Genomic DNA, 18,935 nt, shown 5'->3' on the forward strand with positions numbered 1-18,935 from the left:
TGGTGGTGGGTGACGGGAAAGGTCGGGGGTGCCTTCCGTTGAGGGTGGTGGTGGGTGACGGGAGGGCTAGAGTGAGCAGCGCATTCAGGGCGACCGAGGGAGACAGCCAGCCGTGATCACCGCGATCGTGCTCATCAAGACCAGCGTGGACCGGATCCCCGAGATCGCCGAGTCCATCGCCGCTCTGGAGGGGGTCAGCGAGGTCTATTCGGTCACCGGTACCTACGACCTGGTGGCCATGGTCCGGGTGGCGCGCCACGACGATCTGGCGGATGTGATCCCGGGCCGGATCAGCAAGATCCCCGGGGTGGCCGGGACCGACACCCACGTCGCCTTCCGCACGTACTCCCAGCACGACCTTGAGGCCGCCTTCGCCATCGGGCTCGACGCGTAGTTCCACCCGCGCACCCCCCCTGTCCCGGCATACGCGGCCCGGCATACGCGGCCCGGGCCCGCCGCTCCGGTGAGCGACGGGCCCGGCCGCGGTCCGGTACAGGTGCCCCGGTGCGGTCCGGCAGGGCACTCCGGTGTCAGGCCGTCCCCGCGTCGGCGTCAGGCCGCCCCGGCGTTCCGGTCCGGGACGCAGCGGCCGTCCTCGGTGCGGTAGCTCCACCGCGCACCGTCGTGGACCAGCTCCTTCACCGCGCCGACGAAGCGGTCGATGTGCTCGTCGGGAGTGCCGGCGCCGAAGCTGACGCGGATGGCGTTGAGGGACCGTTCCCCCGGTGCCGCGTCCGGCGCCCCGCACTCGCCCGGCTCGTCGGCCGCGCCGCCGAGCAGGGTCCGGACCAGGGGGTGGGCGCAGAAGAGGCCGTCGCGCACCCCGATGCCGTATTCGGCGGAGAGGGCGGCCGCGAAGTGCGAGCTGTTCCAGCCCTCCACCACGAAGGAGAGCACGCCGACCCGGGGGGCGTCGTCGCCGAACAGCGACAGCACCTTCACCTGGGGCACCTCCGCCAGCCCCGCGCGGAGGCGGGCGACGAGCCGCTGCTCCCGCTCGACGAGGCTGTCGAAGCCCGCCTCGGACAGCGCCTTGCAGGCGGAGGCGATGGCGTGGACACCGATGACGTTCGGCGAACCGGCCTCGTGCCGGGCCGCGGTGGTGTGCCACTCCACGTCCACGCCGCCGTCGGCGCGCCGGGAGACCGTACGGCTCGCGCCGCCGCCGGCGAGGTAGGGCTCGGCGGAGCGCAGCCAGTCCGCACGGCCGGCGAGCACGCCGGAGCCGAACGGCGCGTAGAGCTTGTGCCCGGAGAACGCGACCCAGTCGACGTCCAGCGCGTTGATGTCCACGGGGTGGTGCGGGGCGAGCTGCGCGGCGTCCAGGACGATCCGCGCGCCGTGCGCATGGGCCGCCGCCGCCAGTTCGCGGACCGGCCAGAGCTCACCGGTGACGTTGGACGCACCGGTCACGCAGACCAGCGCCGGGCCGTACGGCTCCCGGTCGGCGAGCGCCCGCTCCAGGGTCTCGACGGCCTGGGCCGGGGTGCGGGGCGCGTCGAGGCAGGTGACGGTGATGCCCTCGCGCTGCTGCCAGGGCAGCAGCGAGGCGTGGTGCTCGGTCTCGAACACGAACACCCGGGTGTTCCGCGGCAGGGCGGCGGCGAGCAGGTTGAGCGAGTCGGTGGTGGACCGGGTGAAGACGACCTGGTCGTCCTCGCGGCAGCCGAGGAAGCCGGCGACCGTGGCGCGGCTGTTCTCGAAGAGGTCGGTGGACAGCTGCGAGAGGTAGCCGGCGCCGCGGTGCACGCTGCCGTAGTAGGGCGCGTAGGCGGCGACGTCGTCCCAGACCCGCTGGAGGGCGGGGGCGCTGGCCCCGTAGTCGAGCGCCGCGTACTCGACCTCTCCCCCGGTGACCAGCGGTACGAGGACGTCCCGGCCGAGGACGGGCAGCGGGCCGGTGGCACAGGCGGGCTCGGGCGAGGCCACGCCGTCGGCCGAACTCGCCCCGGCGCACCCGGAGTCGGCGCGGAGGCCGGCGGCGGTCGTGGCAGTGGCGGTCGCGGCGGTGGAGGTCGCGGCGGCGGCGGTCGTGGCGGCGGCAGGGCGCACGGACATGGCGGAGTCTCCCGGTGGGACGGCGGAATGGCTGCGTCGACGCACCCGGCCCGGACAGGGAACGGGGTGCGGAAAGGCCTCGACATGCGGACGGCACCGCACGGAGGGTGTGGGGAACGGGGCCTTCGGCCCTAGCGCATTCGCTTGCTCACGCGGGATCTCCCTCGACAACCAGGACCCCTGGATCGCGAGGGGTCCGCGCTTGCCGCAGACCTTGCTGACTGCGGCCTGGTCATCACCCGGGGCACCCCGCCACGGACGGAGGGTTGCCGGACAGCGGGCCGGGGCCTGTGTCGCTGTCACTCGTGACCTGGAGCGAGTATGGCAGGTGATCACCCGCGGGCACCACCGTGTCCGCATGGCGGGACGGGATCCCTGTCCGGTGGACGGCGCCCCGCCCCTAAGCCTGCGCCCGCCCACCGACAGCGGAGCCCCGCGAGCAGCGGCACCCGGCAACGGCACTCCCCACCCAGCGCCGCCCGGACAGCGGCACTCCGCACAGCGGCGCCCTCCCACAGCGGCCCCCGGCCGCGCGCCCCACCGCCCCCGAGAACCCCGCAGGGGGCCCGGGAACGAGCCCGGACCCCCTGCGTCACCACCGGCGAACCGGCGGCGGACGGCTACCCGTTGCTGGCGCCCACCCAGCGCTCCAGCGTGCGCCGCGCCGCACCCGTGTCGACCGACTCCGCGGCCTTCTCGATGCCCGCCGCGATCTGCTCGGCCAGCGGGGCGTCGGTGGGCCGCAGGGCGACCAGGGCCGCGGCGGAGTTGAGCAGCACCGCGTCCCGTACCGGGCCCTCCTCGCCGGCCAGCAGACGGCGGGCCACATCGGCGTTGTACGAGGCGTCGGCGCCGCGCAGGGCGTCCACCGGGACGATCGGGATGCCCACCTCCCGCGGGTCGAAGGCCTCCTCCCGCACCGAGCCGTCGCGGACCACCCAGACCCGGGAGGTGGCGGTGGTGGTGAGCTCGTCCAGCCCGTCGTCACCGCGGAACACCAGGGCGGAGGTGCCGCGTTCGGCCAGCACCCCGGCCACGATCGGCGCCATCCGGGCGTCGGCCACGCCGGTGGCCTGGGCCCGCACCCGGGCGGGGTTGGTCAGCGGCCCGAGGATGTTGAACGTGGTGGGGATGCCCAGTTCGCGCCGGGCCGGTGCGACATGGCGCAGCGCGGGGTGGAACTTGACGGCGAAACAGAAGGTGATGCCCGCCTCTTCGGCGACCTCGACGACCCGCTGCGGCGAGAGGTCCAGGTTGACGCCGAGCTTCTCCAGGACGTCGGAGGCGCCGCTCGCCGAGGAGGAGGCGCGGTTGCCGTGCTTGACGACCTTGGCGCCCGTGCCGGCGACGACGACGGCCGACATGGTGGAGATGTTCACCGTCTTGGAACGGTCGCCGCCGGTGCCCACGATGTCGACGCTGGGCCCCGGCACCTCGATGAGGTTGGCGTGCTCGTACATGGTCCGCACCAGGCCGGAGACCTCGGCGACGGTCTCCCCCTTGGCCCGCAGGGCGACCACGAAACCCGCGATCTGGGCGTCCGTCGCCTCGCCCCGCATGATGCGGTCCATGGCCCAGGCGGTGTCGTCGGCGTCCAGGTCCCGGCCGGCCAGCAGTGAGCTCAGGACGTCCGGCCAGGTACGGGCCGCCGCGCCACTGTCGCTTCCGACTGAGGTCACGATGTCCATGGTCCGCTCCTGGATCCGTGGTGAACAGGGGTTTGCCGGCCCCGGGGGCCTGGCGCAAGCCTATCCGCGCGGCGTAGGGCAGTGGCCCGGCGCCCGTACTGCGGACAGCCACAAGGGCCCCGCTCCGACCCGGGCGGGTCGGTGCGGGGCCCTCGTGTGTGACGACGGACGGCCGGGGATCAGTGGTGGCCGTGACCGCTGGTGATCTCCTGGTACTCCTCGACGGTGGGCTTGGAGATCTGGTTCTCCTCGCCGTAGAAGCCCTTGGAGAGCTTCGCCCGCCACTTATCGGAGCGCTTGATCTTGCGCCGCACGCCGTTCTCGTCGACCTCGGGGCCGACCTCGAGCGGCTGGTGCTGCTCGTGCTGGGTGAGCGAGTGCAGCTGCTCCTGCGAGAGAGGCTCGTGCACCTCGATGAACTCACCGTGCGGCAGGCGCTTGATGATGCCGGTCTCGCGACCGTGCAGCACCTTCTCCTTGTCGCGCCGCTGCAGACCCAGGCAGATCCGCTTGGTCACGAGGAACGTCAGCACCGGCAGCACGAAGAAGCCGATCCGGCCGAACCAGGTGATCGCGTTGATCGACAGGTGGAAGTGGGTGGCCCAGATGTCGTTTCCACCGCCGACGAGCAGGATGAAGTAGACACTCAGCCAGGCCGCGCCGAAGGCGGTACGGGTCGGGGCGTTGCGCGGGCGGTCCAGGATGTGGTGCTCGCGCTTGTCGCCGGTGACCCAGGACTCCAGGAACGGCCACACCGCGATGGCGACCAGGAACAGCGGGAAGAGCATCAGCGGGATGAACACACCCAGGGCGAGGGTGTGGCCCGCGAAGTTGATCTCCCAGCCCGGCATCAGACGGATCAGACCCTCGGCGAAGCCCATGTACCAGTCGGGCTGGGCACCGGTGGACACCTGGTCCGCGCGGTAGGGGCCGATGGTCCAGATCGGGTTGATGCTCGCGATACCGGCGATCGCCGCGATGAGACCGAAGACCAGGAAGAAGAAGCCTCCCGCCTTGGCCGCGTAGACCGGCATGAGCGGCATGCCCACGACGTTCTTCTCGGTCTTGCCGGCGCCCGGGTACTGCGTGTGCTTGTGGTAGACGACCAGGATCAGGTGCGCCACCAGCAGGCCGAGCATGATGCCCGGCAGCAGCAGGACGTGGATGGAGAAGAACCGCGGCACGAAGTCCATGCCGGGGAACTCGCCACCGAAGAGGAAGAACGAGATGTAGGTGCCGACGATCGGCATCGACAGGATCGCGCCCTCCATGAACCGGACACCGGTACCGGAGAGCAGGTCGTCCGGCAGGGAGTAGCCGGTGAAGCCGGTGAACATGCCGAGCACCAGCAGCAGGAAGCCGAAGAGCCAGTTGACCTCGCGCGGCTTGCGGAACGCACCGGTGAAGAACACGCGCATCATGTGCACGGTCATCGCCGCGATGAAGATCAGGGCGCCCCAGTGGTGGATCTGCCGGATGAGCAGACCGCCGCGCACGTCGAAGCTGATGTCCAGCGCGGAGGCGTAGGCCTCGGACATCCGCACACCCTGCAGCGGAACGTAGCTGCCGTGGTACACGACCTCGTTCATCGCGGGGTGGAAGAACAGCGTCAGATACACACCCGTGAGGATGATGATGATGAAGCTGTAGAGCGCGACCTCACCCAGCATGAAGGACCAGTGGTCCGGGAAGATCTTGCGCATGTTGGCCTTGGCCAGGCTGTAGATGCCCAGCCGGCCGTCCGCCCAGTCGGCGAGCCGCTCACCGCGCGGCGCCTGGCGCTTGTCGTTACTCATCCGCGCTCCCAGAAGCTCGGGCCGACCGGCTCCGCGAAGTCGCCGAGGGCCTCGAGGTAACCGTCCTTGTTCACACCGATCCGCAGCTGCGGGAGGGCGTGACCTGCCGGGCCGAAGATCACTCGGCCACCGTCGGAGAGGTCGAACGTCGACTGGTGGCACGGGCAGAGCACGTGGTGCGTCTGCTGCTCGTACAGGCTGATCGGGCAACCGACGTGGGTGCAGATCTTCGAGTACGCGACGATGCCCTCGTGGGACCAGTCCAGCTCACGCTTGTCCTTGATGTTCTCCGGCTGGAGCCGGACGATCATCAGGGCGGCCTTGGCGATCTGGTCCTGGAAGTCGTGGTCCTCCTCCTCCAGCCCCTCGGGCTGGGCGAAGGTGAGCGAACCGACGACCACGTCCTCCGGGCGGAGCGGCTCGTTGGTGTTGACGTTCACCAGGAGCTTGCCCTTGGCCCACAGGGTGTGCCGGAGCTTGGTCTCGGGCAGCGGGCCCAGGTCGCGGAGCAGCACCACACCGGAGAGCGGCACCATGGCGAGCGCGCCGAACATGGTGTTGCGGATGAGCTTGCGGCGGCCGAAGCCGGACTCGTCGGCGCTCGTCTGCCAGTCGGCCATGACCTTGGCCTTGACCTCGGGCTCGGCCGCGATCGGGTGCCGCTCCTGGATGCTCTCCACATCCGACATCAGGGTGCGGGCCCAGTGGACCGCGCCCGCGCCGATGCAGAAGAGCGCCACACCGAGGGTGAGCCCCAGGGAGAAGTTCAGGGCGCTCATGTTCCCGATCGGGAAGATGTAGACGATCTTCTCGATCGGGACGGCCACGTAGGCGGCGATGAAGCCGATGGTGGCCAGCATGGAGAGCATGAAGAGGAGGGCGACGGTGCGCTCGGAGCGCTTGGCGGCCCGCTCGTCGATGTCCTGGATGCGGTGCTGGTGAGGCGGGAGGCCCGGGTCGGCGAACGGGTTGTCCGCGACGGCTACCGCACCGGATTCGGCCGTTGCCTGCTCACTCGGCAGGTGTTCTTCGGACACGTCTTTGTTGGATCCACTCTGACTCATGACTTCTTGGCCTTTGCGGTGCGCGCGGCGACCCAGATGGCGGCGACGATCATCACGCCCATGCCGAAGATCCAGCCGAAGAGGCCCTCACTGACCGGGCCGAGTCCACCCAGCTCGAAGCCGCCGGGGGAGGCGGAGTCCTTGCTGTTGACCGTGTGCAGGTAGGCGATGACGTCCTTCTTCTCCTTCTCACCGAGAACGGTGTCCGGGAAGGACGGCATCTGCTGCGGGCCGGTCAGCATGGCCTCGTAGATGTGCTTCGGCTGGACGTCGTCCAGCTCGGGCGCGTACTTGCCACCGGTGAGGGCGCCGCCCTTGCCGGCGAAGTTGTGACACTGGGCGCAGTTGGTGCGGAAGAGTTCTCCGCCCTCCGCGATGTCCGCGCCCTGCGGGTCGTACTGCTCCTTGGTCGGCGTGACCGGGCCGGCGCCGAGCGAGGAGACGTACGCGGAGAGCTGGTCGATCTCGGCCTGCGTGTAGACCTCGGGCTTCTTCGGCACCTGGGCGCCGGGCTGCTGGGCCGGCATACGGCCGGTGCCGACCTGGAAGTCGACGGCGGCGGAACCGACGCCGACGAGGCTCGGGCCGTCCGGGGTTCCCTGACCGCCGGTGCCGTGGCAGCTGGCGCAGCCGACGGAATAGAGCTTCTTGCCCTCCTCGATGGCGAGGGACTGCGCGGTGTCATCGGCCTGTGCCTTGTCCGCGGGCGCGAACGCGGCGTACAGCCCCCCGGTGACCGCCAGCGCGAAGAGTAGGACGACGAGCGCCGCCAGCGGATGGCGCCGTCGTGCGGAGAGCTTTTTCACGGATTACCCCGGTGTCAGGATCTTCTGCGTCGATGCTTATGGCTGTGTGGAGCGCGGGTCCGGTACGGGCCCCCGTTACTTGATCATGTAGATCGTGGCGAAGAGGCCGATCCAGACGACATCGACGAAGTGCCAGTAGTAGGACACGACGATGGCTGCCGTGGCCTGTTCGTGGGTGAACCTCTTGGCGGCGTACGTCCTGCCCAGGACCAGGAGGAAGGCGATCAGACCACCCGTCACGTGCAGGCCGTGGAAGCCGGTGGTGAGATAGAACGCCGAACCGTAGGGGTCGGAGCTGAGCGAGAGGCCCTCCTCCTTGACCAGGTCGGTGTACTCGAAGACCTGGCCGCCGATGAAGATCGCGCCCATCACGAACGTGACCACGAACCAGGCCCGCAGCTTCTTCACGTCGCCGCGCTCGGCGGCGAAGACGCCGAGCTGGCAGGTGAGAGAGGAGAGCACCAGGATCGTGGTGTTCGTCGCCGAGAACGGGAAGTTCAGCGCGGACGCCATTTCCTTCCAGTGCTCGGCCCCGGTCACCGATCGCAGGGTGAAGTACATCGCGAAGAGGGCCGCGAAGAACATCAGCTCGGAACTCAACCAGATGATGGTTCCGACGCTGGTGAGGTTCGGCCGATTGACCGACGGGTGCGCGTGCCCGGTTTCTACTGTCGTTGCTGTCGCCACGACCGACATTATGTCGGTCGCTTATCCCGCCCTCACCCCCGGGGGTGCCGTTCGGTGTGTCCGGCACGTGTGCCCTGCTCGTACGGCCCATGGGGGTGGTAGCTCGAAGGTGGGAAGCGCTGGTTCCGCGCACCGCGCCCGGGGCCGCCCGGACCAGTCCTGATGGGCCGTTCACCCGCTCCCGGATGCGTACGAACCCTCCTCCGGCGGGCCGGTCGCGGAGTAGCATCCGCGACAGTCGCCCGACCGGGGACTGCGCTGACGACAAGCATGGAGGAACGATGCAGCCGACCGCCACGGTGCTGGTCTACAGCGACAACGCCGACACGCGTCTTCAGGTCCGGATGGCGACCGGCAAACGCCCCGCCGCCGGGCTGCCGCCGGTGGAGTTCGTGGAGTGCGCGACCTTCCCCGCCGTCCTCAGCGCCCTGGAGGAGGGCGGGATCGACGTCTGTGTGCTCGACGGCGAGTCGGCGCCGGCCGGCGGCATGGGCGTCTGCCGGCAGATCAAGGACGAGATCTTCCGGTGCCCGCCGGTGCTGCTGCTCATCGGCCGCCCGCAGGACGCCTGGCTGGCCACCTGGAGCCGGGCGGAGGCCGCGGTGACCCACCCGATCGACCCGGTGGAGTTCGCAGAGGCACTGGCCGGGCTGCTGCGCACCCGGCTGGCCGTCGAGGCCTGACGCGTCCCTCCGGGCCCGTGAGGGCCCTCGGGGCCTTGAAGAGCCCGATCCGCACGAAGCGCCCGGAGCCCCCGTGGAGTCTCACTCCCCGGGGGCTCCGGGCCGAAGCAGGTGGACAGGACGGCCCGCACCGGCCCGCACCGGTCGGTGCGGGCCGTCCTGTCCGGTTCGGCGGCCGTTCTCCGGGGCCGGGACGGAGGCCCGGAAGAACGGTTCGGGGTGATCATCGGAGGACCGGAACGGTGCCGGTGGCGCCGTCGGCGAGGCACCGGCCCGTGCGGTCCGCCGGGCTCCCGGCGCCCGCGGCCTCTCAGACCTGGGGCCGGAGGCGGGCCGCGTCGGCGGGCGTGCTCCCGACGTGGCTCCCGGCCGGGACGATCGCGCTGGCCTTGCGCCACTTGGCCCAGTCGACGTTCCAGTCGCCGAAGCCGTTGTCGAAGGCCGTCATCATCGCGCCGCCGCTGTTGACGACCTCGACGATGTCACCGAGCTTCACGGTGTCGAAGAACCACTTGGCGTTCTCGGTGCTCATGCCGGTGCATCCGTGGCTGACGTTGGCCGCGCCCTGGGAGCCCACCGACCAGGGGGCCGCGTGCACGTACTCGCCGCTCCAGGTGACCCGGGTGGCCCAGTACACACCGAGGTCGTAGAAGTCCGACGACCCGATGCTGGCGCTGGTCATGCGTACGAAGGATTCCTTGGCGAGGATGACCTTGACCCCGTTGCGGGTGTCGTAGCCGGGCTTGCCGGTGGTGACCGGGATGGTGCGGATGACCTCGCCGTTGCGCTTCACGGTCATCTGGTGGGAGCCGGCGTCGGTGACGGCCTCGATGCGGTCGCCGATCGTCAGCTTCAGGGGGGCCGAGGAGCCGCCGTGCAGCTTGTCCCCCACCCTGATGCCGGCCAGTGCGCTGCGCACCTGGACCTTCGTGTGCGCGGGCCAGTACTCGCGCGGGCGGTAGTGCAGAGTCTTGTCGTTCACCCAGTGCCAGCCGCCGTCCACCCGGGGCTGGGAGTCGACCTTCAGGGCCCGCTCGACGGTCTCGCGGGCCGCGCGGTCCTTGACCGGGGCGCTGAGCTCGGCGGTGACCGGCTGGCCCACGCCGTACGTTCCGCTGTCGGGGCCGAACCGGACCCGGAGGAGCTTGTCGGCGGGCTTGGTCTCGAAGGCGACCGTGCGGCGGCCGGGGGCGCCGTCCTCGTCCTCGGTACTCACCCGGACGGTGTAGTGGGCGCCTGCCGCCAGGGGGGTCGTGCTGCGCCAGCGGGTGCCGTCGGCGGAGAGTTCGCCGCGCACGTAGCGCCCTGCGGCATCGGTGGCGGTCACGTCGGTTATTCGGCCGTCGTCGTCCTTGGTGGATATCTCCAGCGGCTTGTCGGGGTCTATTCGCCCGCCCTCCACCGCGTTCAGGGTGACCTGGCCGGATGCGTCGTACGGCGTCGCGGACAGTGGGTGCCCGTCGCCGTCACAGGCGGTGGAGAACACCGCCAGGGGGGCTATCAGCAGAGCGCAGCTCGCTGCCGTCCGGAATCGCGTAGTGTGACTCATGGTCACAAACTAGAAAAAACGGGACGGGTCGGCGCGTCGAGCGCGGGCAAACGGGTGAGGCCCGGCAACCTGGAAGGTTGCCGGGCCTCACGCCGTGCCGCTCCGCGGGGAGCCGCGGGTGCTACTGGTTGGCGTTCTCGCCGCGGTAGTACTCGAAGACCCAGCCGAACAGGCCCACGAGAATGACCGGCAGCGAGAAGTAGAGCAGCCACCAGCCGAAGACGACGCCCATGAAGGCCAGGGCGCCACCGATGGCCAGGGACAGCGGCTGCCAGCTGTGCGGGCTGAAGAAGCCCAGCTCACCGGCGTCGTCGGCGATCTCCGCGTCCTTGCGGTCCTGCGCCCCGGTGTCCACCCGGCGGGCGGTGAAGGCGAGGTAGAAGCCGATCATGATGCTCAGGCCGAAGGCGAGGAACAGCGCCGTCGTACCGACCGGCTCCTTCGACCACACGCCGTAGACGATGGCCATGGCCAGAATGAAGACGGCCAGCCAGATGAACATGCGCCCTTGGGTCTTCACTTCCCGGCCTCCTTGCCACCGGCCAGCGCCGTGTCACCCGCGGCGACGTGCTCGAGCTGGTCGAGCGCGGCGATGTCGGGGTGGTGCAGATCGAAAGCCGGGGATTCGGAACGGATCCGCGGCAGGGTGAGGAAGTTGTGCCGCGGCGGCGGGCAGGACGTCGCCCACTCCAGCGAGCGGCCGTAGCCCCACGGGTCGTCCACCTCGATCTTCTCGCCGTACTTGGCGGTCTTCCAGACGTTGTAGAGGAACGGCAGGATCGACAGACCGAGCAGGAACGACGCGATGGTCGAGATGGTGTTCAGCGTGGTGAAGCCGTCGGCCGCGAGGTAGTCCGCGTAACGCCGCGGCATGCCCTCGGCGCCCAGCCAGTGCTGGACGAGGAAGGTGCCGTGGAAGCCGATGAACAGCGTCCAGAAGGTGATCTTGCCGAGCCGCTCGTCCAGCATCTTGCCGGTGAACTTCGGCCACCAGAAGTGGAAGCCGGCGAACATCGCGAACACCACGGTGCCGAACACCACGTAGTGGAAGTGCGCCACCACGAAGTACGAGTCCGAGACGTGGAAGTCCATCGGCGGCGAGGCCAGGATCACCCCGGTCAGACCACCGAAGAGGAAGGTCACCAGGAAGCCGACCGTCCACAGCATCGGCGTCTCGAAACTCAGCGAGCCCTTCCACATGGTGCCGATCCAGTTGAAGAACTTCACACCGGTCGGGACCGCGATCAGGAAGGTCATGAAGGAGAAGAACGGCAACAGCACTCCGCCGGTGACGTACATGTGGTGCGCCCACACCGTCACCGAGAGACCGGCGATGGAAATCGTCGCGGCGATGAGGCTGATGTAACCGAACATCGGCTTACGGCTGAAGACCGGCACGATCTCCGAAATGATGCCGAAGAACGGCAGCGCGATGATGTACACCTCGGGATGGCCGAAGAACCAGAAGAGGTGCTGCCATAGCAGCGCTCCACCGTTGGCCGCGTCGAAGATGTGCGCCCCGAACTTCCGGTCCACCTCCAGGGCGAACAGCGCCGCCGCCAGGACCGGGAAGGCCATCAGCACGAGGATGCCGGTGAGCAGCACGTTCCAGGTGAAGATCGGCATCCGGAACATCGTCATGCCCGGAGCGCGCATGCAGATGATCGTGGTGATGAAGTTGACCGAGCCGAGGATGGTGCCGAAGCCGGAGAAGGCCAGACCCATGATCCACATGTCGGCGCCGATGCCCGGCGAGCGGACGGCGTCCGACAGCGGGGAGTAGGCGAACCAGCCGAAGTCGGCCGCACCCTGCGGGGTGAGGAAGCCGCCGACCGCGATCAGCGAGCCGAAGAGGTACAGCCAGTAGGCGAACATGTTCAGCCGCGGGAACGCCACGTCGGGCGCGCCGATCTGCAGCGGCATGATCCAGTTCGCGAATCCGGCGAACAGCGGCGTCGCGAACATCAGCAGCATGATCGTGCCGTGCATCGTGAACGCCTGGTTGAACTGCTCGTTCGACATGATCTGCGTGCCGGGACGGGCGAGTTCGGCGCGCATGAGCAGCGCCATCAGTCCGCCGATGCAGAAGAACGCGAACGACGTGACGAGGTAGAGCGTGCCGATCGTCTTGTGGTCGGTGGTCGTGAGCCACTTCACCACTACGTTGCCGGGCTGCCGGCGGCGAACCGGCAGCTCGTCCTCGTACGAGGCGGGAGTGTCGGCACCCTGGGGATCGTTGAGGATGCTCATTCGGTGTTCGTCTCCGCATTCTTCTCGGCTGCCGTCTGCGGAATGCCGGACGGGATGTAGCCGGTCTGGCCCTGCTTCGCCAGGTCCTTGAGATGGGCCCGGTAGCGCTCCGGAGAGACGACCTTGACGTTGAAGAGCATTCGCGCGTGGTCGACGCCGCAGAGCTCGGCGCACTTGCCGCGGAAGGTGCCCTCCTTGTTCGGCGTCACCTCGAAGACGTTGGTGTGGCCGGGGATGACGTCCTGCTTGAAGAGGAACGGCACGACCCAGAACGAGTGGATGACATCCCGGGAGGTCAGGATGAACTGGACCTTCTCGCCCTTCGGCAGCCACAGCGTGGGACCGGGGTCACCGGTCTGCGGGTTCCGCTCGCCCGGGGTGCCCGTCTCGTAGACGCCCTCGGCGCCGTTCGGGGCGGCCTCGAGCTCCCGGTCGGGAATGGACTGCAGATTCGCCGGGACCTTCGCGGGAGTGCGCGGGTTCCCGTCGACGTTCTCCACGTAGTTGAAGCCCCAGCTCCACTGGTAGCCCACCACGTTGACGAGGTGGGCCGGCTTCTTGGAGGTCTTCAGCAGCGCGCTCTCATCGCGGGCCGTGAAGTAGAAGAGCACCGCCACGATGATGATCGGGACCACTGTGTAGAGGGCCTCGATCGGCATGTTGTAGCGGGTCTGCGGAGGGATCTCCACCTTGGTCCTGCTGCGCCGGTGGAACATGACCGACCACAGAATCAAGCCCCACACCAGCACGCCAGTGGCGAGTGCTGCCGCCCAGGAGCCCTGCCACAGGGAAAGGATCCGCGGCGCCTCCTCCGTGACGGGGGTGGGCATTCCGAGGCGGGGGAAGTCCTTGTATGTGCAACCGGTGGCGGTCGCAAGGACCAGGCCCGCGGCCAGCGCCTGCGGCAGCTTCCGCCGCATCGGGCGCCGCGACGAGCGGTCGGAGCCGTTGGGACTCACGTAGCGCCTTCCCGAGAGTCTCGCCCGCGCGGCCGGTTGCGGCCGTCCTGGTCGGTCGCCGGCCCTGGCGCGGGCAGGGGTTTGGATGTTTATGCGGACCAAACCCTACTGGACGCTATTTGGGGTCGCGCGGGGAGGGTGCCCAACGCGGCGCGCCGCACCCCGAAGGGGTGGAACAGAGGACTCCGCGAGTCTTCTGACACGCCCTCGCCTCCCCTCCCACCTGCGGTGCACCGCCTCCCGCGGGCCGGTGTGCGGAGCGCCGCGCCCACCGGCCGGGCCCACCGTACAGCGGGGCCGCCCGGACCGGCCGGGCGTCCCCGGGCCCGGCCCCGCTCCCCCGGACGAAGGATGCGGGGCGCCCCGGCGCGTTAGCGTTTTCCCGTGGCCTATTTCGATTCGGCATCGTCCGCTCCGCTGCACCCCGTCGCCCGGCAGGCGCTGCTCGCCTCCCTCGACGAGGGGTGGGCCGACCCGGCCCGGCTGTACCGGGAGGGGCGGCGGGCCCGGATGCTGCTGGACGCGGCCCGGGAGGCCGCCGCCGAGGCCGTGGGCTGCCGGGCGGATGAGATCTCCTTCACGCCGTCCGGCACCCGGGCCGTGCACAGCGGGATCGCCGGGGCGCTGGCCGGCCGCCGGCGCACCGGGAACCACCTGGTCGTCTCCGCGGTCGAGCACTCCTCCGTGCTGCACGCCGCCGCGGCCCACGAGGCGGGGGGCGGGGTGCTCACCGAGGTGGAGGTGGACCGCGCGGGCCGGGTGGACCCCGACGCCTACGCACGGGCCCTGCGGCCGGACACCGCGCTGGCCTGTCTGCAGTCGGCCAATCACGAGGTGGGCACCGAGCAGCCGGTCGCGGAGGTCGCACAGGCGTGCCAGGGGGCAGCCGTGCCGCTCCTGGTGGACGCGGCGCAGTCGCTGGGGTGGGGGCCGGTCGCGGGCGACTGGTCACTGCTCACCGCAAGTGCCCACAAATGGGGCGGACCTGCCGGTGTCGGGCTGCTGGTGGTGCGGAAGGGTGTCCGGTTCGCGCCGCAAGGCCCGGCGGACGAGCGGGAGTCGGGCCGCTCCCCGGGCTTCGAGAACATCCCGGCCGTGGTCGCGGCCGCGGCGTCGCTGCGCGCCGTGCAGCAGGAGGCCGCCGCGGAGGCGGCCCGGCTGCGGTCCCTGGTCGACCGGATCCGGGCGCGGGTGCCCCAGCTGGTGCCGGACACCGAGGTGGTCGGCGATCCGCTGCGCCGGCTGCCGCACCTGGTCACCTTCTCGTGTCTCTATGTCGACGGGGAGGTGCTGCTGCACGAGCTGGACCGGGCGGGCTTCTCGGTGTCGTCCGGCTCCTCCTGCACCTCGAGCACGCTCACCCCGAGCCATGTGCTGCGGGCGATGGGGGTGCTCTCGGAGGGCAATGTCCGGGTGTCGCTGCCCGCCGGGACCCCGGAGGAGGAGGTGGAGCGCTTCCTCTCCGTCCTGCCGGAGACCGTGGGGGCGGTGCGGGAGCGGCTGGGCGCGCCGCGGGGGCAGGGCGCGGGTGCGCCGACGGCCACCGCATCGGCTGCCGGCGCATCGACTGCCACCGCACCGGCCGACGGCACACCGGCCACCGCGGCACCGGCCGACGGCACACCGGCCACCGCAGCACCGGACGGCACCGCGTCGGCCGCGGACGCGGGCTCGGCCGCGGACGCGGACGCCCCGGCGGAATCACGGGCCGAGGAAGCGGAGGAGGAGCCCGCCCTGACCGTCGACTCGCTCGGGAAGCGCTGCCCCATCCCGGTGATCGAACTGGCGAAGGTGATCGACGACGTGCCGGTGGGCTCGGTCCTGGCGGTGCTCTCGGACGACGAGGCGGCGCGGCTGGACATCCCGGCGTGGTGCGCGATGCGGGAGCAGGAGTACGTGGGGGAACGGGCGGCGGAGCACGGCACCGCCTATCTGGTCCGCCGCCGCGGCTGACCATCCGGTCCGCCGCGGCCGAGCCGTACGGGGTCCGGCAACCGAACCCGCACCGGCGGAGCCGTCCGCCATGCCGCCGGGGCCGTACACAGCGCGACGGCCGGCCCCCGGTGTGTTCGGGGACCGGCCGTCGGTGCCGGTTCGGCTCAGGTGCGCCTGGACCTCGGCCGTCGGCTCAGCTGCGCCGGGGCGTCGGCCGTCAGCTCAGGTGGGCCTGGACCTCGGCTGCCGCGTCCTGGCCGTAGGCCTTGGTGAACCGGTCCATGAAGTGGCCGCGCCGCAGCTCGTACTCCTGGGTGCCGAGCGTCTCGATGACCAGGGTCGCCAGCATGCAGCCGAGCTGGGCGGACCGCTCCAGGGAGAGGTCCCAGGACAGGCCCGCCAGGAAGCCGGCCCGGAAGGCGTCACCGACACCGGTCGGGTCGACCTTGGCGTCCTCCTCGGGGCAGCCGACCTCGATGGGCTCCTCGCCCTGCCGCTCGATCCGGACGCCCTGCGCGCCGAGGGTCGTCACCCGGGTGCCGACCTTCGCCAGGATCTCGTCCCCGGTCCAGCCGGTCTTGGACTCGATCAGGGCCTTCTCGTACTGGTTGGTGAAGAGGTAGTCCGCACCCTCGACGAGCACCCGGATGTCGTCGCCGGACATGCGGGCCAGCTGCTGGGACGGGTCCGCGGCGAACGGGATGCCGCGCGAGCGGCACTCCTCGGTGTGCCGGATCATCGCCTCGGGGTCGTCGGCTCCGACGAGCACCAGGTCCAGCCCGCCGACCCGGTCGGCGACCGGCTGCAGTTCGATGCTGCGGGCCTCGCTCATCGCACCGGTGTAGAAGGACGCGATCTGGTTGTGGTCGGTGTCGGTGGTGCACACGAAGCGCGCGGTGTGCAGCACCTCGGAGATCCGGACGGCGCTGGTGTCCACGCCGTGGCGGTCGAGCCAGGCGCGGTACTCGGCGAAGTCGTTGCCCGCGGCGCCGACCAGTATCGGGCGGAGGCCGAGCAGCCCCATGCCGAAGCAGATGTTGGGGGCGACGCCGCCGCGGCGTACGTCGAGGGTGTCGACCAGGAAGGAGAGCGAGACCGTGTGCAGCTGGTCCGCGACCAGTTGCTCCGAGAAACGGCCCGGGAAGGTCATCAGGTGGTCGGTGGCGATGGAACCGGTGACAGCGATTCGCACAGCGGATCTGCTCCCGTGACGGTAAGAAGATGAGGGGACAGTCAACGCTACCCGTTGCGGCCCGCCTCTCCGACCTGGCAAATCTACCCGATAGTAGGTCTTTCTCCACCGCATTGCGGACGCATACGGTTTCGGATGTACGGGGTCCGCGACGAGGCGGCCCCCTCGGACCGGGAGTACACATGCCGAAGCAGCACGTAGAGACCGCTCCCCTGCCCCTCACCGCCGAGCCCGAGTCGCTCGCCGAGCTGCGCGGTGACTGCGCCCGGATGGCCCCGCACTGGATGGCCCACCCGCACGCCTCGTCCGAGCCCGTCCCGCCGTCCCGGATCCACGGCATCTCCGTACCGCCCGCGTACGCCCGGCTGCTGGACGGAATGTCCGAGTACGGGGACTGACGCATCCCCGGTGCCGCGGGGCCTCCCCAGCCCTTCCCGCGGCACCGGGGAACCGGATGCCCCACTGCTCCGTCCAACCCGCGTCCCTCGGATGAGGGACTCGACATTCAACTGTCGAGCGGAGTCGAAGGAGCAAAAACGGTGAGCACCGAGAACACTCCCCCCGCGTCCGGCGACGAGCCCGTCACCGAGGGCGCCAAGGGGAGCTCCCCCACCGAGGGCACACCGGAGAACCGTGCTTCCGACAACCCGCGGCAGCGGCGTTCCACGCTGGTGGCCGTATCGGTCGCGGCAGCAGTGCTGCTGGCCGGCGGCGGCGGCGCGTACTGGGCCTCGACCGCCGGTGACGGCGGCGGGGGCCAGGGCACTCCGGCCGCCGGCCAGGGCGACCCGCCCCCGCTGAAGCTGGACGGGTACGGGCAGAGCGCGAAGCACGAGGGCCCGGCGGGCATCGCACCGGGCGAGCCGGACCCGTCCGGGAACGAGTACCGCGCCGAGGGCCGGCTGCCCGAGGCGCCCGGCTCGGCCCATGTGTACCGGGCGCAGGGCGAGGTGACGCGGGAGCAGGCCGAGAAGCTGGCCAAGGCGCTCGATGTGCCGGGCGCGCCGCGGCTCGACGCGGGCACCTGGAAGTTCGGCACCCCGGACACCGCGGGCCCGACGCTGGACATCAACTCCAAGGCGCCCGGCACCTGGACGTACGTGCGCTACGGAACCACGACCGACTGCGCGGAGCCCGGCCCGAAGGACGGCCCCGACGGCAAGAAGGGCGCCTCGCCCCGGTGTGCGGCGCCCGGTGAGGCCCCGGCCCCGAAGGACGACAAGGACAAGGGGTCCGGTCCGGTCTCCGAGGAGAAGGCGAAGAAGGCCGTCGGCCCGGCGCTGAAGGGCATCGGGCTGAGTGACGCCAAGCTGGACGCGGGCCAGACGGTCGGCGCGCTGCGGATGGTGAACGCCGAGCCGAAGTACGACGGTCTGCCGACGTACGGCTGGCAGACCGGCCTCCAGGTCGGCGCCGACGGTCAAGTGGTGGGCGGCAGCGGTCATCTGACGCGGATGACGAAGGGCGCCGACTACCCGGTGCTCAGCGCCCAGGAGGCGCTGAAGCGGCTGAACGCGATGGGCGGCGGCGGCAAGGTCGGCATCGCCGGCTGCGCGTCGGCCGTTCCGCACGACGGCTCGATGGGCATCGAGGGCGGCGAGAAGCCCGGCGAGGAGAACTGCCCGCCGGCCGGTGGCAAGCGCCCGACGGACCGGGGTCCGCTGACGGTGCGCGACGCGACCTTCGGCCTGGCGATCCACTACGTGGACGGCAAGCAGGCGCTGGTGCCGTCCTGGATGTTCGAGGTGGAGCAGCCGGGCACGAAGACCCCGGACGACAGCTACACCGTGACCCACCCGGCGGTGCAGCCGAAGTACCTCGCCGGTTCCTCGTCCGACGACGGGCCGACGGCGAAGCCGGAGAAGCCCGGGAAGCCGGGCAAGGCCGGGAGCGGGACGCAGGCCGACATCGAGTCCTACAGCGCCGACGGCCGGACGCTGACCCTGAAGTTCTGGGGCGGGGTGTGCCACACCTACACGGCGTCGGTGAACACCTCGGACGGGTCGGTGCAGGCCGAGATCCGGGGCGAGGAGAAGAACCCCGGCGAGAAGTGCATCAAGATCGCGAAGCAGTACGAGAAGAAGGTGCAGCTCGACAAGCCGCTGGGTGAGCGGAAGGTCGTGGACGCCTCGGACGGCAAGACCGTGGCGAAGAAGTAGCGGCCGGGCCGCGGGGTCCGGGCGGCCGTTCCGGCCGTCGGTTCCGGCCCCGCGGACGGCACACAGACGCCGAGGGCGGGGGAACCGGTGGTCCGCCGCCCTCGGAGTC

Annotated in this window: 16 protein-coding genes and 1 riboswitch; of the genes, 5 read left to right on the plus strand and 11 right to left on the minus strand. The window is 70.6% G+C overall.

Features of this window, described 5'->3' with window-relative positions:
* Positions 1-112: 112 nt before the first annotated feature.
* Positions 113-394: an Lrp/AsnC family transcriptional regulator gene (locus tag AC3EQ1_RS30340; protein WP_351509473.1), complete on the plus strand. Its 282-nt coding sequence runs from the start codon at positions 113-115 to the stop codon at positions 392-394.
* A 158-nt stretch (positions 395-552) separates the two neighbouring features.
* On the opposite strand, the gene AC3EQ1_RS30345 is transcribed toward AC3EQ1_RS30340, so the two are convergent.
* The 6 genes from AC3EQ1_RS30345 to ctaE form a co-directional block, all read right to left on the minus strand.
* Positions 553-2,058, minus strand: coding sequence for an aminotransferase class V-fold PLP-dependent enzyme (locus AC3EQ1_RS30345; protein ID WP_432097525.1), 1,506 nt, complete (start codon positions 2,056-2,058; stop codon positions 553-555).
* A gap of 193 nt (positions 2,059-2,251) precedes the next feature.
* A riboswitch (SAM riboswitch) is annotated at positions 2,252-2,369 on the minus strand.
* A 309-nt stretch (positions 2,370-2,678) separates the two neighbouring features.
* Entirely contained in the window at positions 2,679-3,746 is a 1,068-nt protein-coding gene (trpD, locus tag AC3EQ1_RS30350) for an anthranilate phosphoribosyltransferase (RefSeq protein ID WP_432097526.1), read from the minus strand.
* A gap of 179 nt (positions 3,747-3,925) precedes the next feature.
* Positions 3,926-5,542: a cytochrome bc1 complex cytochrome b subunit gene (gene qcrB, locus AC3EQ1_RS30355; RefSeq protein ID WP_432097527.1), complete on the minus strand. Its 1,617-nt coding sequence runs from the start codon at positions 5,540-5,542 to the stop codon at positions 3,926-3,928.
* Positions 5,539-6,606: a cytochrome bc1 complex Rieske iron-sulfur subunit gene (gene qcrA / locus AC3EQ1_RS30360; protein ID WP_432097528.1), complete on the minus strand. Its 1,068-nt coding sequence runs from the start codon at positions 6,604-6,606 to the stop codon at positions 5,539-5,541. Before qcrA ends, qcrB begins: the two co-directional genes overlap by 4 nt.
* Positions 6,603-7,412 carry a cytochrome bc1 complex diheme cytochrome c subunit gene (gene qcrC, locus AC3EQ1_RS30365; RefSeq protein ID WP_388844868.1) on the minus strand — a complete coding sequence of 270 codons (810 nt, stop codon included), beginning with the start codon at positions 7,410-7,412 and terminating at the stop codon, positions 6,603-6,605. The genes qcrA and qcrC overlap by 4 nt, the downstream gene beginning before the upstream one ends.
* A gap of 75 nt (positions 7,413-7,487) precedes the next feature.
* On the minus strand, positions 7,488-8,108 hold the full coding sequence (ctaE, locus tag AC3EQ1_RS30370; protein ID WP_351509461.1) for an aa3-type cytochrome oxidase subunit III: 621 nt from the start codon (positions 8,106-8,108) through the stop codon (positions 7,488-7,490).
* A gap of 272 nt (positions 8,109-8,380) precedes the next feature.
* On the opposite strand from ctaE, the gene AC3EQ1_RS30375 reads away from it, so the two are divergent.
* A complete protein-coding gene (locus AC3EQ1_RS30375) occupies positions 8,381-8,782 on the plus strand; it encodes a hypothetical protein (RefSeq protein ID WP_432097529.1) in 402 nt (133 codons plus the stop codon).
* A 310-nt stretch (positions 8,783-9,092) separates the two neighbouring features.
* On the opposite strand, the gene AC3EQ1_RS30380 is transcribed toward AC3EQ1_RS30375, so the two are convergent.
* The 4 genes from AC3EQ1_RS30380 to ctaC all read right to left on the minus strand — a co-directional run bounded on the left by AC3EQ1_RS30380 (position 9,093) and on the right by ctaC (position 13,540).
* A complete protein-coding gene (locus AC3EQ1_RS30380) occupies positions 9,093-10,331 on the minus strand; it encodes a L,D-transpeptidase (RefSeq protein WP_432097530.1) in 1,239 nt (412 codons plus the stop codon).
* Between the two features lie 121 nt (positions 10,332-10,452).
* The gene (locus AC3EQ1_RS30385; RefSeq protein WP_351509456.1) at positions 10,453-10,851 is read right to left on the minus strand and encodes a cytochrome c oxidase subunit 4; all 399 of its coding nucleotides are present in this window, start codon (positions 10,849-10,851) and stop codon (positions 10,453-10,455) included.
* Positions 10,848-12,581 carry an aa3-type cytochrome oxidase subunit I gene (gene ctaD, locus AC3EQ1_RS30390; protein WP_388844877.1) on the minus strand — a complete coding sequence of 578 codons (1,734 nt, stop codon included), beginning with the start codon at positions 12,579-12,581 and terminating at the stop codon, positions 10,848-10,850. The genes AC3EQ1_RS30385 and ctaD overlap by 4 nt, the downstream gene beginning before the upstream one ends.
* Positions 12,578-13,540 carry an aa3-type cytochrome oxidase subunit II gene (ctaC, locus tag AC3EQ1_RS30395; RefSeq protein WP_388844880.1) on the minus strand — a complete coding sequence of 321 codons (963 nt, stop codon included), beginning with the start codon at positions 13,538-13,540 and terminating at the stop codon, positions 12,578-12,580. Before ctaC ends, ctaD begins: the two co-directional genes overlap by 4 nt.
* Before the next feature lie 384 nt (positions 13,541-13,924).
* Between ctaC and AC3EQ1_RS30400 the strand changes: the two genes are divergently transcribed.
* Positions 13,925-15,493: a cysteine desulfurase/sulfurtransferase TusA family protein gene (locus tag AC3EQ1_RS30400; protein WP_432097531.1), complete on the plus strand. Its 1,569-nt coding sequence runs from the start codon at positions 13,925-13,927 to the stop codon at positions 15,491-15,493.
* Between the two features lie 199 nt (positions 15,494-15,692).
* On the opposite strand, the gene AC3EQ1_RS30405 is transcribed toward AC3EQ1_RS30400, so the two are convergent.
* Positions 15,693-16,667 (minus strand): carbohydrate kinase family protein, encoded by a 975-nt coding sequence (locus AC3EQ1_RS30405; protein WP_432097532.1) that lies wholly within the window; start codon positions 16,665-16,667, stop codon positions 15,693-15,695.
* A gap of 182 nt (positions 16,668-16,849) precedes the next feature.
* Between AC3EQ1_RS30405 and AC3EQ1_RS30410 the strand changes: the two genes are divergently transcribed.
* Both AC3EQ1_RS30410 and AC3EQ1_RS30415 read left to right on the plus strand, forming a co-directional pair.
* Complete coding sequence (locus AC3EQ1_RS30410; protein WP_432097533.1) at positions 16,850-17,065, plus strand: hypothetical protein; 216 nt, start codon at positions 16,850-16,852, stop codon at positions 17,063-17,065.
* A 141-nt stretch (positions 17,066-17,206) separates the two neighbouring features.
* Positions 17,207-18,826: a hypothetical protein gene (locus tag AC3EQ1_RS30415; RefSeq protein WP_432097534.1), complete on the plus strand. Its 1,620-nt coding sequence runs from the start codon at positions 17,207-17,209 to the stop codon at positions 18,824-18,826.
* Positions 18,827-18,935: the final 109 nt, after the last annotated feature.

Source organism: Streptomyces sp. bgisy100, from assembly GCF_057709105.1.

What these genes read in the sequence shown, in the direction of transcription:
- AC3EQ1_RS30380 (WP_432097530.1), bottom strand. Translation starts at nt 10,331, where the DNA reads ATGAGTCACACTACGCGATTCCGGACGGCAGCGAGCTGCGCTCTGCTG.
- qcrA (WP_432097528.1), bottom strand. Translation starts at nt 6,606, where the DNA reads ATGAGTCAGAGTGGATCCAACAAAGACGTGTCCGAAGAACACCTGCCG.
- AC3EQ1_RS30345 (WP_432097525.1), bottom strand. Translation starts at nt 2,058, where the DNA reads ATGTCCGTGCGCCCTGCCGCCGCCACGACCGCCGCCGCCGCGACCTCC.
- AC3EQ1_RS30410 (WP_432097533.1), top strand. Translation starts at nt 16,850, where the DNA reads ATGCCGAAGCAGCACGTAGAGACCGCTCCCCTGCCCCTCACCGCCGAG.
- AC3EQ1_RS30375 (WP_432097529.1), top strand. Translation starts at nt 8,381, where the DNA reads ATGCAGCCGACCGCCACGGTGCTGGTCTACAGCGACAACGCCGACACG.
- ctaD (WP_388844877.1), bottom strand. Translation starts at nt 12,581, where the DNA reads ATGAGCATCCTCAACGATCCCCAGGGTGCCGACACTCCCGCCTCGTAC.
- qcrB (WP_432097527.1), bottom strand. Translation starts at nt 5,542, where the DNA reads ATGAGTAACGACAAGCGCCAGGCGCCGCGCGGTGAGCGGCTCGCCGAC.
- ctaE (WP_351509461.1), bottom strand. Translation starts at nt 8,108, where the DNA reads ATGTCGGTCGTGGCGACAGCAACGACAGTAGAAACCGGGCACGCGCAC.
- trpD (WP_432097526.1), bottom strand. Translation starts at nt 3,746, where the DNA reads ATGGACATCGTGACCTCAGTCGGAAGCGACAGTGGCGCGGCGGCCCGT.